At 38.5% G+C, this 16,278-nt stretch carries 13 protein-coding genes; all 13 read left to right on the top strand.

All coding sequences use genetic code 11. The features are described from left to right. The first annotated feature begins 400 nt into the window (after positions 1-400). Complete coding sequence (fdhF, locus tag H0173_RS22165) at positions 401-2,458, top strand: formate dehydrogenase subunit alpha (RefSeq protein WP_396021187.1); 2,058 nt, start codon at positions 401-403, stop codon at positions 2,456-2,458. A 498-nt stretch (positions 2,459-2,956) separates the two neighbouring features. Then, on the top strand, positions 2,957-3,352 hold the full coding sequence (locus H0173_RS05595; RefSeq protein WP_221845367.1) for a GntR family transcriptional regulator: 396 nt from the start codon (positions 2,957-2,959) through the stop codon (positions 3,350-3,352). Continuing rightward, complete coding sequence (locus H0173_RS05600; protein WP_221845368.1) at positions 3,339-4,238, top strand: ABC transporter ATP-binding protein; 900 nt, start codon at positions 3,339-3,341, stop codon at positions 4,236-4,238. Before H0173_RS05595 ends, H0173_RS05600 begins: the two co-directional genes overlap by 14 nt. Beyond that, entirely contained in the window at positions 4,213-6,162 is a 1,950-nt protein-coding gene (locus H0173_RS05605; RefSeq protein WP_260631042.1) for a DUF6449 domain-containing protein, read from the top strand. The genes H0173_RS05600 and H0173_RS05605 overlap by 26 nt, the downstream gene beginning before the upstream one ends. 16 nt (positions 6,163-6,178) lie before the next feature. Continuing rightward, positions 6,179-6,706, top strand: a complete 528-nt coding sequence (locus tag H0173_RS05610) for an RNA polymerase sigma factor (RefSeq protein ID WP_221845370.1) — start codon at positions 6,179-6,181, stop codon at positions 6,704-6,706. A gap of 204 nt (positions 6,707-6,910) precedes the next feature. Continuing rightward, a complete protein-coding gene (locus tag H0173_RS05615) occupies positions 6,911-8,056 on the top strand; it encodes an acyl-CoA dehydrogenase family protein (protein ID WP_221845371.1) in 1,146 nt (381 codons plus the stop codon). Positions 8,057-8,070: 14 nt separating this feature from the next. After that, positions 8,071-9,222 (top strand): thiolase family protein, encoded by a 1,152-nt coding sequence (locus tag H0173_RS05620; RefSeq protein WP_221845372.1) that lies wholly within the window; start codon positions 8,071-8,073, stop codon positions 9,220-9,222. Positions 9,223-9,431: 209 nt separating this feature from the next. Next, positions 9,432-10,127 (top strand): CDP-diacylglycerol--serine O-phosphatidyltransferase, encoded by a 696-nt coding sequence (pssA, locus tag H0173_RS05625; protein WP_221845373.1) that lies wholly within the window; start codon positions 9,432-9,434, stop codon positions 10,125-10,127. Between the two features lie 222 nt (positions 10,128-10,349). Continuing rightward, entirely contained in the window at positions 10,350-11,120 is a 771-nt protein-coding gene (locus H0173_RS05630) for an ABC transporter ATP-binding protein (protein ID WP_221845374.1), read from the top strand. 23 nt (positions 11,121-11,143) lie between these two features. Beyond that, on the top strand, positions 11,144-13,060 hold the full coding sequence (locus tag H0173_RS05635; protein ID WP_221845375.1) for an AMP-binding protein: 1,917 nt from the start codon (positions 11,144-11,146) through the stop codon (positions 13,058-13,060). Then, positions 13,060-13,944: a branched-chain amino acid ABC transporter permease gene (locus H0173_RS05640; RefSeq protein ID WP_221845376.1), complete on the top strand. Its 885-nt coding sequence runs from the start codon at positions 13,060-13,062 to the stop codon at positions 13,942-13,944. Before H0173_RS05635 ends, H0173_RS05640 begins: the two co-directional genes overlap by 1 nt. Before the next feature lie 4 nt (positions 13,945-13,948). Next, positions 13,949-15,010 carry a branched-chain amino acid ABC transporter permease gene (locus H0173_RS05645; protein WP_221845377.1) on the top strand — a complete coding sequence of 354 codons (1,062 nt, stop codon included), beginning with the start codon at positions 13,949-13,951 and terminating at the stop codon, positions 15,008-15,010. An 81-nt stretch (positions 15,011-15,091) separates the two neighbouring features. Further along, positions 15,092-16,264: an ABC transporter substrate-binding protein gene (locus H0173_RS05650; RefSeq protein ID WP_221845378.1), complete on the top strand. Its 1,173-nt coding sequence runs from the start codon at positions 15,092-15,094 to the stop codon at positions 16,262-16,264. The last annotated feature ends 14 nt before the right edge of the window (positions 16,265-16,278 follow it).

Consider the following 16,278-nt stretch of genomic DNA (forward strand, 5'->3'; position numbering starts at 1 on the left):
TCGCTGGCTCTTTGCATACAATAAAGAAAGCATTAATCTTCTAGATTGCAGCCTCTATTTCTCTTTGGAAAAATAGTTGAATATTTTAATATTGTTGTTTATGCGGGATATTAATATATAGCTTTCTGGGGAAAAGAGCTGCTGCTGCATAAGAATACTCTTTAGTTTCAATAGCTATGTTTAAAGCCAATGTTGATACTGCTATTATGATGTTGATTGTAGCGGAAGGCACGAGACTCCTGTGGGAAAAACGTGTCAATGGGAGACCCCGCAGGAGCGTTAGCGACGAGGAGGCTCCCGGACCGCCCGCGGAAAGCAAGTGCCTGCAGCGGAAATCAACAAAAATTAAAACATAGTATTAAAAAAGAGTTTCTTAAAAAATTCAAATGGGAGGATGAAAATGGGAGAAGCTGCAAAAGTTAAAACGGTTTGTGGTTATTGTGGAACAGGCTGCGGACTCGTTGTAGAAGTGGACGATAATAAAATTGTCAAAATCCGCGGAGATAAGGAAGCACCAGTCAACAAAGGACAAACATGTGTAAAAGGGTCATTTGCCTATGAATATGTCCATTCTAACCGGCGATTAACCTCACCACTCATCCGTAAGGCTGGGGAGCTTGTGGAAACGACGTGGGAAGAAGCGTATACCTTTATTGCTGATAAGCTAAAAAGGATCAAATCACAATTTGGCCCTGATGCCATTACAATGTTTGCGACAGCAAGAAGTACAAATGAAGTCAATTATGTGACACAAAAGTTTATGAGGGCGGTGATCGGCAGCAACAATATTGATGGCTGTAACCGAACCTGACATGCTCCTAGCGTTGCCGGTCTGGCAACTGTATTTGGTAATGGTTCACCAACAAACACGCTGGATGATTTTGATCGTGCGGAAGTACTATTGCTTATGGGATCAAATACGACAGAAGCTCATCCGATCATTGCTAACCGTATGAAAAAGGCAGTGAAATCTGGATTGAAAATCATCGTGATTGATCCGAGAAAAATAGATATGGTGAAGTTCTCACACCGTCATTTACAAATTAATGTCGGGTCTGACATTGCTCTAATGAACGCAATGATTCACGTGATTATTGAAGAAAAACTATACAACCCGTTATTTATCGATAAATTTACAGTTGATTTCGAGACGTTAAAAGAACATGTAAAAAGGTATACTCCTGAATTTGCTGCCTCCATAACAGGGGTAAGTGCAGAGGATATCATTGCTACTGCAAGAGAGTATGCGAAAGCAGATAAAGCAATGATTGCCTATACATTAGGAATTACGGAGCATCATTGCGGTGTTAATAATGTATTTGATATCGCCAATCTGGCATTATTGACAGGGCATATTGGCAGGGAAGGCTGCGGGATCATGCCGTTGCGCGGCCAGAATAATGTGCAAGGTGCCGGTGATATGGGATGCTTGCCGAACATGCTGCCTGGTGCTGTTAGTCTATTAAATGAAGAATACCGAACAAGATTTGAAAAGGCATGGAATGTGACGATCAATCCAGAGCCAGGGAACACTCAGACAAGAGCATTTGAAAGAATGGAAGAAGGTAAAGTAAAAGCTCTATATTGCATAGGTGAAAATCCACTAGTAGCAGATGTGTATAGACAGCACACTCTGAAACTATTAAAGGATCTGGATCTATTAGTCGTTCAGGATATTTTCCTAACAGAGACGGCAAAACTAGCCGATGTGGTTCTCCCAGCAAGGTCTTGGGGTGAAGTAGAAGGAACTTATACGAATACGGACAGAAGAATTCAGCGTGTCCGAAAGGCGGTCGACGCACATCCGGATACGAAGGATGATTGGGAAATTCTTTGTGAACTATCAAATCGAATGGGCTATCCGATGAATTATAGAGATAGTGAAGAAATATGGGAAGAGATTCGTAAGTTAGCTTGGGAAATGTATGGCGGCATGCCATATTCCAGATTAGAAAAGGAATACAGTCTTCATTATCCTTGTCCTGATGAATCCCATCCAGGCACCTTTGTCCTTCATACAAGATTTCATAATGAGAGTGAAGATAAACGGACCTCTTCCTTTAAGCCAGTCAATTATACAGGACCAATCGAACGGCCGGATGAAGAATATCCATTTACCCTCACGACCGGACGAAGGTACGAATTGTATAACACCCATACACAAACAAATCTATATGCGACTGGGGTAAAAATTAAACAAACAGAAGAAACAGCTGATATCCATCCAACTGATGCCGAAAAATTAGGCATCGAGACGGGAGACTTAGTAGAGGTAAGTTCAAGAAGAGGAAGCGTCCAAGTAAAGGCAAAGGTTACAGATCAAGTTGCGCCTGGATTAGTCTTTATGAGCTTCCACTTTGAAGACGTCCCAACGAACGTCCTAACAATTAATGAGTTTGACCCAATTTCGGGAACTGCTGAATATAAAGCATGTGCTGTGAAAATAAAAGCATTGTAATTTAATAGAATGGTAGAGTAAAAAAGGAAAAGCAGGGTATTGGCTTTTCCTTTTTTTTGATTATTTTTTAGGGAATAAATGGTTTTTTAGGTGTATTTAAATATAAGGAACTCTACTTCGGAAGAAATTTCGGGCAATTTGGTAAAAAAAATAGTCAGTTTATGAATAAATCAGAAATTAAGATAAAACCTATTAAAAAAACCTTAAAAATTTATACTAAATTCACAATATATCCGCCAGATTCGGAATATATCCGCTAGAATCGGTATATATCCGCGAGATTCGGAATATATCCGCCAGAATCGGGATATATCCGCGGGATTCCCAATATATCCGCCAAATTCGGATTATATCCGCCAATCCAAACATTTCCCATCATGCTCCAAAAAAAATTTCCAAAAACCTATTCCCATTTCCACTTTTTTATAATATAATCCTAACTGTATCAACTGTACTATGTATCGTAGTACACTAAGTACAGATTGGAGGGCATGAAAAATGTTTGAACTGGATGTGAGAAGCCGCAAACCAATTTACGAACAACTCGTCGAGCGGCTCAAAGAGCTGATAATAACAGAAATATTGAAGGCAGATGAACAGCTACCTTCAGTGAGAACACTTGCCCAGCAGCTGACCATCAATCCGAATACAATTCAAAAAGCATATCGTGAGCTTGAGGTTCAAGGGTACATATATTCCATTAAAGGGAAGGGGAGTTTTGTAAGTCCGGCAAGCCCTTCACCAAATGCTGAAAAGCTAATGAAAGTGAAATCAGAGCTGATTAAACTGCTTTCAGAAGCGATGTATTTAGGAATGACAGCAGATGATTTATTTAAAATCATTAGAGAGGTCGAGGCTTCCGTGGGGGGAGGAATGAACAATGATCAAAATTAGAAATGTACAAAAGTCATTTGAAGATATTGAAGCTGTTGAAAGTATGAATATTACCGTTAATAAAGGATCGATATATGGATTACTAGGTTCAAACGGCGCTGGTAAGACAACACTATTAAAATTAATCGCTGGGATCTATGTTCAAGATGACGGGATAATTACTATCGATGAAATGCCAGTTTATGAGAATTCTAGTATCAAGCAAAGAATTATTTTTATTCAGGATATTCCATACTTCCTGCCTCAATATACAGTGAAGCAAATGGCTCAATTTTATGAAAGCATCTATCCAACATGGGATCAAAATCGATTTGAAGAGCTAGTAAAATCTTTTAATATGGACATACATAAAAAGGTTCATAAATTTTCTAAAGGGTTACAAAGGCAGGCAGCCTTTATCCTGGGATTGTCTAATCATCCAGATGTGTTGCTGCTTGATGAGCCAATGGATGGGCTAGATCCGGTAATGAGGAAGAAAGTGAAAAGCTTAATCATTGAAGATGTAGCCCTACGTGAGATGACTGTCTTAATATCTTCTCATAATTTAAGAGAGGTAGAAGATTTATGTGAAACGGTTGGCATTATGCATAAAGGAAAATTAATTATTGAAAAAGAACTGGATGACCTTAAATCGGACACACATAAAATTCAAGTTGCCTTTAATGGTCCAACGCCACATATTTTCTCGGAGTATGCCAAAATTCTCCATAAGGAAAAACGAGGAAGCGTCTCTTTATTTATTGTAAAAGGAAATGAAGAAGAGATAACTGCTAACATTCGAAAACACCATCCAGTCATATTTGATATCCTACCGCTTACGTTAGAAGAAATTTTTATTTATGAAATGGGGGATGTTGGATATGCAGTCCAAAATATCCTTGGTTAATAAAGAAATCGTTAAAACTATTTTTAGAAGTGTTGGCTGGGTATCGATTTTATATTTTCTTGGCTTATTTATTTTCGTTCCTTTAGAAATCATAATGTCTGAGTCACTAAGGGAAAATAACCTATACTTCGTAAGTGCTCGGAACTTATTTCAATATAATGCTGAGATTCAGAATATATTTTCGATTGCCTTACCAGTTTTGCTTGCTATTTTCTTATTTCGTTTTTTACATGTTAAGTCGTATAGTGACTTTATTCATAGTATGCCAATCAAAAGAGAGAGAATTTATCACATATATACTCTTTTAGGGGCTGCAATTTTAATAACACCTGTAATTCTTAATGCCCTCATCATCTTTATCATTTATGGACCATTACACTTAGATGAATTTTTAAAGATCAATGATGTGTTTTATTGGCTCGGAATGACAGTTATGTTTAATTTAGTAGTTTATATGGCGGCTGTATTTGTCGCCATGATAACGGGCTTATCTGTTGTCCAAGGCGGGTTAACGTATATTTTTCTTCTCCTGCCAATCGGCTTAATTGTATTACTTGGCTATAATTTGCCGTTTTACTTATATGGCTTTCCTGAGCAGTATTTCATGCAAAATAATATTGAATCTTTCTCACCTTTAGTCGCTTTTAGCCAATTAAGCGGTAAAAATGTTGGCTTTGGAGAAATTCTGATTTATATTTTGCTAATTATTATTCTTTATGCTGTTTCCTTATGGGTTTATAAACATCGGAAACTGGAGGCTGTTTCTCAGGCACTTATTTTTCCATTCATGAAGCCCATTTTTAAATATGGCTCAACCTTTTGTGCGATGTTATTAGGCGGAACATATTTTGGGAGAACGGAAAGCGGGACATTTTGGCTAATTGCCGGCTACCTCTTTGGTGCGATTGTTGGTTATTTTATTGCTGAGATGGTCTTACAGAAATCTTGGAGAATTGTGATTCATATTCGAGGCCTGCTTATTTATGCTTGTGCTATGGCCTTTCTTGTTATCTTATTTCAATTTGACTTTACTCATTATGAGAAGAATATCCCTTATACAAATGAAGTAGAAAAGGTTCATTTCGGCAATAGCTTTTATCGCTATACGGATGCTGAAAACAAATATTTTCTTAAAGATAAAGAAAATATTGAGCTCATCAGGAGGTTTCATAAGGAAATTGTAGCAAATAAAGGAGAAAGAAATCGTAAAGGGGAATCCGCCTTTTTTGTCTACGAACTTAAAAATGGGAAGAAAATTGTGAGAAACTATGAAATTGATAAAAACAAGTTTGCCCAATTTTATAAGCTGATTTATGAGACACCAGAGTATAAAAGGGTAACAAATCCTATCTTTCAGGTGAAAGAAAACGAGATTGAAAAGATAACGATTCAGCCATATGGACCTGTAGATAAACATGCAACTATTGTTGACCCTTCCGATATTAAGGCAGCCATATCAATTCTAAAAGACGAAATCAACAAAGCGACATATGAAGAAATGGAAGATGATCGGGATTCATATTCAGCTATTAGATTCATGCTTCAGAATAATGATGAACCCGTTTCGATGGAATGGCGCGCATCCTATAAAGAATTTGAAAAATGGCTAGATGAAAAAGGGTTATTGGAAAATTCTAGACTAACCGCATCAGATATTGACTTCGCGTATATTGCGCCAAAGGATCAGCTTCATATTGACTTTAGCGGGTACTCTCATGAAGAGGTATTAAAACAGATGGAAGAGCTGGGCAATGCTTTAAAGGTGACCGATCCGGATAAGCTGGAAATGACTTTGGAAAATTCTCATAGCTATATTAATGGCCAGTATATTATTGCCCTACGTTATAAAAACGACCGATATACCGATGTTAGGACCTTTAGTGCGTCAAGGATTCCTGAATTTGTAAAACAATTCTTTGAATAGAAAGTGAGGGAGAGGGATGAATTTGGATACTGGTTGTATTGAAATGAAAGAAATTTTTGATCAATATTATAAGCGGGTTTTTCATGCAGCATATGGTGTTACAAGAGATTATTACCTTGCCCAAGATGTCGTTCAGGAAACCTTTCTTAAGGCCTATCAAAAAATCGATACTATTCAAGATAAAGATAAAATGGGTGCTTGGCTGTCATCAATTGCAACAAGAACAGCCATAGACTTTATTCGAAAAGAACGAAAAACATCTGAAAAACTTGCGGCCATAACCCATTTAGAAAATACAAATATTGAAAGTAATCAAAACGTGGAACAGGAAGTAGAGTTCAACATGCTACAGGAACAAATCCAAGAAGTCATTAATTCTCTCTCTCCTGATCAAAGAAGCGTATTTTTATTGAAAATTGACTATGGCTTAAAAGAAAGAGAAATAGCTGACATGTTAAAATTAAATCAAAATACAGTAAAGACTAAATTGTATCGAATTCGCATGTTTTTAAAGGCCATTCTGCTCGAGAAGGAATTAGCATAAATATTTACTAGGAAGATCCATAACTGTATGGGTCTTTTTTTTAGCGCTAATAATTCAGCTTTACTTAAATATTAGGAAGGAGAATGACTGACTGGAATTGAAAATAAATATTAGTCACTTATGATTCCTATTAAGATTTTAAAAAATAATAAAATGAATACTAAATGTTCAGAAAAAATGACCAGATGTAGAAAGGAGCCCCTTATGTCTGCTATGTATTTAAATGAGGAACATGAAATATTTCGCAGATCATTTCGCAAATTTCTCGAAAAAGAAGCCTATCCCTACTATGAGCAATGGGAGGAAAACAGAATTATCCCCCGTGAGTTTTGGCTGAAAATGGGGGAACAAGGGTTTCTATGTCCTGATCTAGATGAAAAGTATGGCGGAAGCGGTGTGGATTGGGGATTTTCAGTTATTATCAATGAAGAGCTGGAGCGGGTAGGCTCTGGTCTTATTGGAATTGGACTGCACAATGATATTGTCATTCCCTACATATCCTCTTTCGGAACTGATAGTCAAAAACAAAAATGGCTTCCCCGCTGTGCAACCGGAGAAATTATTACTGCAATTGCTATGACTGAACCTGGTACAGGGTCTGATCTAGCAAGTATAAAGACAACAGCAAAACTAGAAGGCGAACACTACATTGTCAACGGACAAAAAACATTTATTACGAATGGAATTCATGCTGACCTCATTATCGTAGCCTGCAAAACAAATCCGGATGCAGTTCCAGCTCATAAAGGAATAAGCTTACTCGCAATAGAAAGGGGAGCTCTGGGATTTACAAGAGGAAGAAAGTTAAACAAAGTTGGTCTTCATTGTCAGGACACAGCAGAATTAATTTTTGAGGACTGTATCGTTCCAAAGGAAAACTTAATTGGGCAGGAAGGGCAAGGCTTTCAATTTATGATGGAAAAATTGCAGCAAGAACGATTGATTGTTGCGATCGCTGCTCAAGTTGCCTCCGAAGAAATGCTGAAAATGACAATCGACTATGTGAAAACACGACAGGCATTTGGCCGTTCGATAAGTCAGTTTCAAAACACTCAGTTCAAAATTGCAGAAATAGCTACCGATGTTGAAATGGGGAGGACTTTTCTGGATCAATTAATAACGGAGCATATGAATGGAAAAGATGTGGTTACAAAAGTTTCAATGGCCAAGTGGAAGCTCACTGAAAACGCAAGGAAAATAGCAGTAGAGTGCATGCAGCTTCATGGTGGTTATGGATATATGGAAGAATACGAGATTGCTAGACGTTATCGAGATATCCCAGTGGCCAGCATTTATGCAGGAACAAATGAAATAATGAAAACGATCATTGCCAAAAACATCGGACTGTGAGGAGGAAAATTGTAATGCGTGAAGCAGTAATCGTTGAAGGAGTTCGTACACCAGTTGGAAGGAGAAACGGGTATTTTAAAGATTTTAGAGCGGATGAGCTTGCAGCGGAAGCGTTAAAGGGTTTAATTGATCGGGCAGGAATCCATCCTGGAATTGTTGATGATGTAATCTTGGGCTGTGTTTCACAGATTGGTGAGCAAAGCGGTGATATTGCTAGAGTAGCTGCTCTAATTGCCGGCTTTCCAATTGAGGTTCCAGGGACAACCATTGATCGTCAATGCGGTTCCAGTCAACAGGCTGTTCATTTCGCTGCTCAAGCGATAATTGCCGGTGACATGGATGTGGTGATTGCTGGTGGAGTTGAAAATATGTCTAGAGTGCCGATTGGCTCAAGCTACCAAGGAGTTCCATTTAGCGAGAAGCTAAGGAGGAAGCATGAAATCATCCATCAAGGTTTATCAGCCGAAAGAATTGCTGAAAAATATGGTTTTACTCGTATAGAATTGGATCAATATTCATATGAAAGCCATCAAAAAGCATTAAACGCACAAGCTAATGGCTATTTTTCAAAAGAAATAATTCCGGTAGAAGTTAGTATGTCAGACGGGGTAACGATTATGGTGTCAGAGGATGCTGGACCGCGGAAAGAAACATCTGTTGATGCTCTTGGAAGTCTTAAAACAGTTTTTAAAGAAGATGGGATCATCCATGCAGGAAACTCTAGTCAGATTAGTGATGGTGCTGCAGCTTTATTAATTATGTCACGAGAAAAAGCGGAAGAACTTGGACTAAAGCCAAGATTCAGTATTCTAACAAGGACGGTAGTCGGATCAGATCCAACGCTTATGCTTACAGGACCAATCCCTGCAACTGAAAAGGTTTTAAAGAAAGCTGGTTTATCCATCCACGACATTGATGTATTTGAAGTAAATGAGGCATTTGCCCCTGTTCCTCTAGCTTGGCTGAGGGAGACTGGAGCAGATCCAGCTAAATTAAATCCAAATGGAGGAGCTATTGCCCTTGGTCATCCACTTGGGGCAAGCGGAGCAAGATTAATGGTGTCCATGATGCATGAGCTTGAACGGACCGGCGGAAGATATGGCTTGCAAACGATGTGTGAAGGGCATGGCATGGCAAACGCAACAATCATCGAACGAATTAATTAAGCTTCTTTGCATCGGGCTACATACCGATGCTTTTTTATTTTTTATCAAAAGGTTTTAGTCATATAAAGGAAAAAAGTGTTATAATCTTTCTTGAAAAGTAAAAACACATAATTAAAAACAAAATAACAAATAATATGTTGGTTCATTCTTGTCTATGTAATATGAATTTACATATGATAAAGAAAAAACAATTAGGAGAGAAAAAGCTTGTGAGATTAACGAAAGCAATACCAAATATGGTCACACTCGGAAACTTATATTGTGGATTTCTATCGATCGGATTTGCTGCGACCGGCCAGTTTAAGAACGCGGCCATTTTAATTTTAATCGGCATGATGCTCGACAGCATGGACGGGCGGCTGGCGAGAATGCTGAATGTAGACAGTCAATTAGGGAAAGAGCTGGATTCACTTGCCGATATCGTTACATTTGGGGTAGCGCCATCATTTTTAGTTTATTATACATATTTCTTCCAATTCGGTAAATTAGGATTGATTGTAGCAGGATTATTCCCGTTATTCGGAGCCTATCGATTAGCAAGATTTAATATTAGCTCTAACAAGACGTCATTAAATTATTTTGTTGGCGTTCCTATTACGGCAGCTGGGGGAATACTAGCGATCCTGACTCTTTTTGGGGACAAAATTCCTCACATTATTACAACGGTTGTTTTTACAGGAATGTGTTTTTTAATGGTAAGTAAAATTCGAATTCCAAGTCTTAAAGAGGTCCCTCTTCCAAAATACGGAACGATTGTTACGGTATTTTTAGGATGTGTCCTTTATATTATTTATATTAAAGGGACCCAAGGGCAATTCCCATACTTAATCTATATTGCAGCGCCTCTTTATATCGCCTACCTTGCTTATCGGTTTGTTAAAGGGAAAAATAAAAAGCATGAATAATGGTTCGGCAAGAGTGTAAATCATCTTGATTTTACACTCTTTTTTTTGCGTAAAATGTCGCGAATAAAAAGGATTAAATTTCATTAGTATTAAGGTATAGGTCCTAGTCTTATAAAAAGATGGATATAAAAAAGGAATCCTAATATTTATGTAGAATATAGTAAATATTCAAAATTTTGAAATTATCTTCTTTTTTTACAGGAATTAGGGGGAGATTGCTACGTGGGGATTTTAGAAATAAAAAATATTACGTTAAGATTTGGAGGGGTCGTAGCACTGGATAATGTTTCTTACCATGTGAAAGAGGGGGAAATATTTTCATTAATCGGTCCAAACGGTGCAGGAAAGACAAGTATGCTTAATTGTATTAGCGGTTTATATCGGCCAGCAGAAGGATTGATTTCCTTTAAAGGGGAAGATATTACCTCTTATAAACCGCATAAACGGGCAAGTCTTGGCATTGCAAGGGCATTTCAAAATATTGAATTGTTCCCTCATTTATCGGTTTTAGATAATCTAATGCTTGGCAGACATGTGAGGATGAAAACAGGTGTATTAGCAGGCGGTTTATATTGGGGAAAAGCGCAAAGAGAAGAGGTAGAGCATCGGGAGAAAGTAGAAAATGTAATTGACTTTTTAGAAATTGAACATATTCGTGATACACCTGTTGGGAGACTTTCTTATGGTTTACAGAAGCGTGTCGAAGTAGGGCGAGCCCTCGCTTTGGAACCAGAAATCCTGCTGCTTGATGAACCGATGGCAGGGATGAATAACGAGGAAAAGGAGGATATGGCACGGTATATTATGGATATTCATGAGGAAATGAATACGACGATCATTTTGATCGAGCATGATATGGGTGTCGTGATGGATCTTTCTGACCATATAGCTGTTCTTGATTTTGGCAAATTGATTGGTTATGGAACACCAATGGAAATCCAGAATAATCAACAAGTAATCGATGCTTATCTAGGTGAAGAATATGTTGGGTAGTGATTAGGGGAGGTAATAAATAAATGTCCAGCTCGAACAAGACATTTCCGAAATTATTACTAGAGTGGGCAAGTATATCTGGGGCTAATATAGCCTTAAGAGAAAAGGATTTTGGTATTTGGAATGAAATTACGTATGAGAAATATTTAGAGCAAGTAAAGTTCCTTAGCTTAGGACTCGCTAAGCTTGGACTCCAAAGAGGAGATAAGCTCGCAATTATTGGAGATAATCGCCCGGAATGGGTAATGAGTGAACTGGCAGCACAATGTTTAGGAGGAATCTCTGTCGGGATATACCAAGAGTCGCTTCCAAACGAAATCAGTTTTATTCTAGATCATTGTGATGCTACCATTGTCGTTGTTGAGGATCAGGAGCAAGTCGATAAAGTGCTGGAAATAAAAGCTGAAATCCCCAAAGTAAAAAAAGTGATATATTATGACCCTCGGGGAATGAGAAACTATAAGGATAAATCGGTAGTAAGCTTCAGTGATGTCCAAGAGCTTGGAAAGGAATTTGGACAGCTATCACCTGACTTTTTCCAAACGGAAGTATTAAAAGGCAATGAAAATGATGTTGCGATTTTTTCATACACATCGGGAACAACCGGAAATCCGAAAGGAACTATGCTAACGTATAAAAACCTCTTAGATATGGCAAAAAATCTTTCTGCCATAGACCCGCTATCAGAAAAGGATGAATATGTATCCTTTTTGCCGCTCGCCTGGATTGGGGAACAAATGATGACCATGGCGATGGGATTATATAATGGGATGACCATTAACTTCCCAGAGGAACCTTCCACCGTGTTAGAAAACCTGCGAGAAATTGGACCACAAGTTATGTTTTCACCACCTAGAATATATGAAGATATGCTTTCAAAATTTCAAGTGAAAATACAAGATGCCGGTTGGCTAAAGAGAAAGGTGTATCAATGGTGCAAGCCGATTGGAGAAAAGATAGCAAAAGCTCATTTTGAAAACAAGCCAATTTCGTTTAGTACAAGAATGAAATATAAAATAGCCGATTATTTAATGTTTAGTGCCATTCGGGATCATTTTGGCCTGTTAAAAATGAAACGTGCCTATACAGGCGGTGCACCGCTTGGTCCAGATGTCTTTGAATTTTTTCATAGTATAGGTGTAAACGTCAAAAGTATTTATGGACAGACAGAGGTGTCTGGAATTTCGATTGTTCATCGGGACGGAGATATTAAATTTGATAGCGTAGGTATTCCAATTCCTGGTACAGAGGTGAAAATTTCAGAGGAAGGAGAAATTCTCATCAAGAGCTCCAGTATTTGTAAAGGGTACTACAAAAATGAGGAATCTACGACAGATACAATCCGCGCGGGCTGGCTTCATACAGGAGATGCCGGCAGGATTGATGAGGAAGGGCACTTATATGTGATTGATCGAATAAAGGATGTCATTCGGCTGCATTCAGGAGAGATGTATTCACCGCAATTTATCGAAAATAAATTGAAGTTCAGTTCTTATATCCAGGAAGCTGTAGCGATCGGGAAGGATCGTCCTTATGTTGTGGCGATGATTAATATCGATATGGAGAACGTAGGCAGATGGGCAGAGAAAAACCAAATTAGCTATACAACTTATACTGATTTATCATCGAAGCCAGAGGTGCTAGAGCTAATCCAAAAGCAAGTAAATGAAATTAATCAAACGTTGCCGGAAAAAGCCCGTGTTAGAAAGTTTGTACTGCTTTATAAGGAGCTTGATGCGGATGATGAAGAGCTGACAAGGACGAAAAAGGTACGAAGACAATTTGTTGCTAAAAAATATGAATCTCTAATAGAAGGAATGTATACAAAGAAAGAACAAATAAAAGTCGAAGGAAAAATTCGCTATCGGGATGGAAATGAACAAACAATCCATACAACACTTCGCGTTATTTTCATGGATGAAGGAGAGGGAGCTGCTTAATGGCATTTTTTTTGCAAATGCTTGTCACGGGTATTGTCATCGGAAGTGTATATGCATTAGTGGCGTTAGGATTTGTCCTAATTTATAAATCCAGTGATGCGATTAACTTCGCACAAGGTGAATTTTTATTAATAGGGACATATGTATGTCTCACGTTGATTACTGCTTATAATATTCCGTTTATTGCTGCATTACTGATTGCACTCATCTTTAGTGCTGTATTAGGGTTTGCCATTGAAAGAATTGTGCTGCGGCCGTTTATCGGTGAGCCTGTCATTTCAATGATTATGGCGACGATTGGATTATCTAGCGTTTTAGCAGGATTTGTTCATATTATTTGGGGACATGAAACGCGTGTATTTCCGAAAATTTTTTCGGAACAGCCAGTTCGCTTAGGGGAAATTGTTGTCGCTCCAGTTTATTTATGGTCTCTCCTGATTGTTGTTGTTATGCTAATCATTTTTACACTGTTCTTCAAGTATTCGAAGCTTGGGATTGCGATGCGCGCTACTGCAGATGATCAGCAGGCAGCTATGTCTATGGGAATCAGTGTAAAGGTTATCTTTGCTGTCGCATGGGCGATTGCAGCTGTTGTTTCAGCTGTTGGTGGTATCCTGCTTGGAAATATAAATGGTGTTAATGCTTCTCTGTCTGCAATCGGATTAAAAGTATTGCCAGTTGCGATTCTTGGAGGATTAGACAGTATTCCTGGGGCTATAATTGGGGGACTCATTATCGGTGTCATTGAAAGTATGACAGGAGGCTATTTAGATCCATTGGTTGGTGGCGGCTTAAAAGAGGTTATGCCATTTGTCATCCTAGTCTTTATTCTGATGTTTAAACCATACGGTCTATTTGGCAAAAAAGAAATCGAAAGGGTGTAACCGGATGAGGAATCCATTTGTAATGGGGTGCGGCGAATTTTATGTGAATTACAAACAAGATATGGCCATATGGAAAATCGCCCGTGTACGAGTACGTGTTTTGATCATGCTTGCTCTTCTAGCCATATTTCCGCTGTTTGCTTCGGATTATGTCGTGGGGCTTGCCACCTTGTGCGGAATTGCTGCGATCGGTGCGATAGGGCTGAATATCCTAACAGGATTTACAGGTCAAATCTCTATTGGGGTTGGAGCATTTCTAGGTGTTGGCGGATATACTTCCGCTATATTAACAGCAAAGCTCGGATTAAGCTTCTGGATCGCTATGCCAACTGCTGGAATCATTACGGCCATTGTTGGAGGAATATTCGGTCTGCCATCTCTTCGATTAAAAGGACTTTATTTAGCCATTGCCACTTTGGCAGCTCAGGTGATAATCCTATTTGTGATTTCTAGATGGGATTCACTAACCGGTGGTACAGCTGGAATGGTTCTATCGAGACCAGCGGTTGGCAGTTTTGTTTTTAATAGTGAGACTAGTTATTACTATTTAATGTTTGGCGTCCTCCTTATTACAGCGATGTTTTCATTAAATCTCTTCCGGTCAAGAGTGGGGAGAGCGTTTATAGCTGTTAGAGATCGGGATATTGCAGCGGAAGTAATGGGAATTGATTTATTTAAATATAAAGTTCTAGCATTTATTGTCAGCTCTTTCTTTGTAGGAGTTGCTGGTGCTTTACTTGGTCATTATACAATGGTTGTCAGCCCTGAGCTTTATAGTTTTACTGTATCCATTGAGTATTTGGCGATTATCCTTGTTGGAGGATTAGGAAGTGTGTTCGGATCTATTTATGGTGCTGTCTTTATTACACTTTTACCTGTTGTCCTCCGTTCAGGAGTTGAGCTATTAAGTGGTGTATTTCCTGAAATATCCAATGTGCTGCATGGATTAAAGGAAGTGGTTTTTGGTCTTGTCATTATCCTGTTCTTAATTTATGAACCTCAGGGACTCGCAAAAATATGGAAAAACATTAAAGACTATTTTAGATTATGGCCATTTTCATATTAGACTGATTGAAAAATCGGAAGTATTCAGCGATTAATATTCCGAATTTTTAATAAAATTAAAATACAAAAGAGGGGGAAGAAAATGAAGAAAGTATTGACCGTTCTATTAGTTTTAATGCTTGCTTTGCTATCTGCATGTTCTAGTGGAGAGAAGAGCTCTGGAAGTTCAAAGGGCACTATTAAAATCGGTGGATTATTTGATATTACTGGCGGTACTGGTGACGTAGGCACACCATATGCAGAAGGGGAAAAAGCTTTTTTTGAATTCTTCGCAAAAAAGGGAGATGTCCAAGGCTATAAGCTTGAGCTGATCGGTGACGATTATGCATATAAGATTCCTGAAGCTCAGAAGCTTTATCAAAAACTAAAATCAAAAGACAAGGTAGCTGCCGTTTTGGGCTGGGGGACAGGTGATACAGAGGCACTTCGCCAGCAAGTAGCAGCTGATAAATTGCCATATATTTCGGCCTCTTATTCTGAAAACTTGAAAAACATTAAGGAAAGCCCATATAACTTCTTAGCTGCAGCATCATATTCTGACCAGGCAAGATCTGTTCTGAAGTGGATTAAAGACAATCATAGCGGCGGCACACCAACTGTTGCCTTAATTTATAATGATTCAGCATTTGGAAAATCACCAATTGAGGATGCGAAGAACTTTGCTAAGGAAATAGGAATTGAAGTTGTTGATGAGCAAATTGTAGAACTGCAAGCACTGGATGCCACGTCTCAATTATTAAATATGGAAAAGAAAAATCCTGACTACGCCATCATTCAGCAAACTTGGGGCGCTACAGCAACGATTTTAAAGGATGCTAAAAAGCTTGGGCTGAATACACAGTTTATCGGACTAAACTGGGCAACGGGTGAAGGACTTCTGCCAATAGCTGGTGATGCGGCTGAAGGGTTTATTGGAGTAGTTACACATGCATTTCCATATGAGGATCTTGAGGGAATAGCAGAAATTAAAGAATTCCTAGAGAGCAAGGGTGAAAAGTTAGAGGATAAGAACCAAAAGTTTATCCAGGGATGGGTATCGGCCAAAATCATGGTTGAAGGAATGAAGCTTGCTGAAGATCCAACAACTGGCGAAGGAATCAGAGGCGGGCTAGAAAAATTATCAAACCTTGATTTAGGAGGTTTAGCTGCACCGGTTTCATTTGCTCCAGATAATCATGCTGGAACAAATCAAGTTAGATTAGCAAAAGTAGAAAATGGGAAATTTGTCGTATTTACCGATTATATTGGCTATTAAAGAAGCGGAGGGCG

Source organism: Bacillus sp. S/N-304-OC-R1 (assembly GCF_019749375.1).
Taxonomy (GTDB): domain Bacteria; phylum Bacillota; class Bacilli; order Bacillales; family Cytobacillaceae; genus Cytobacillus.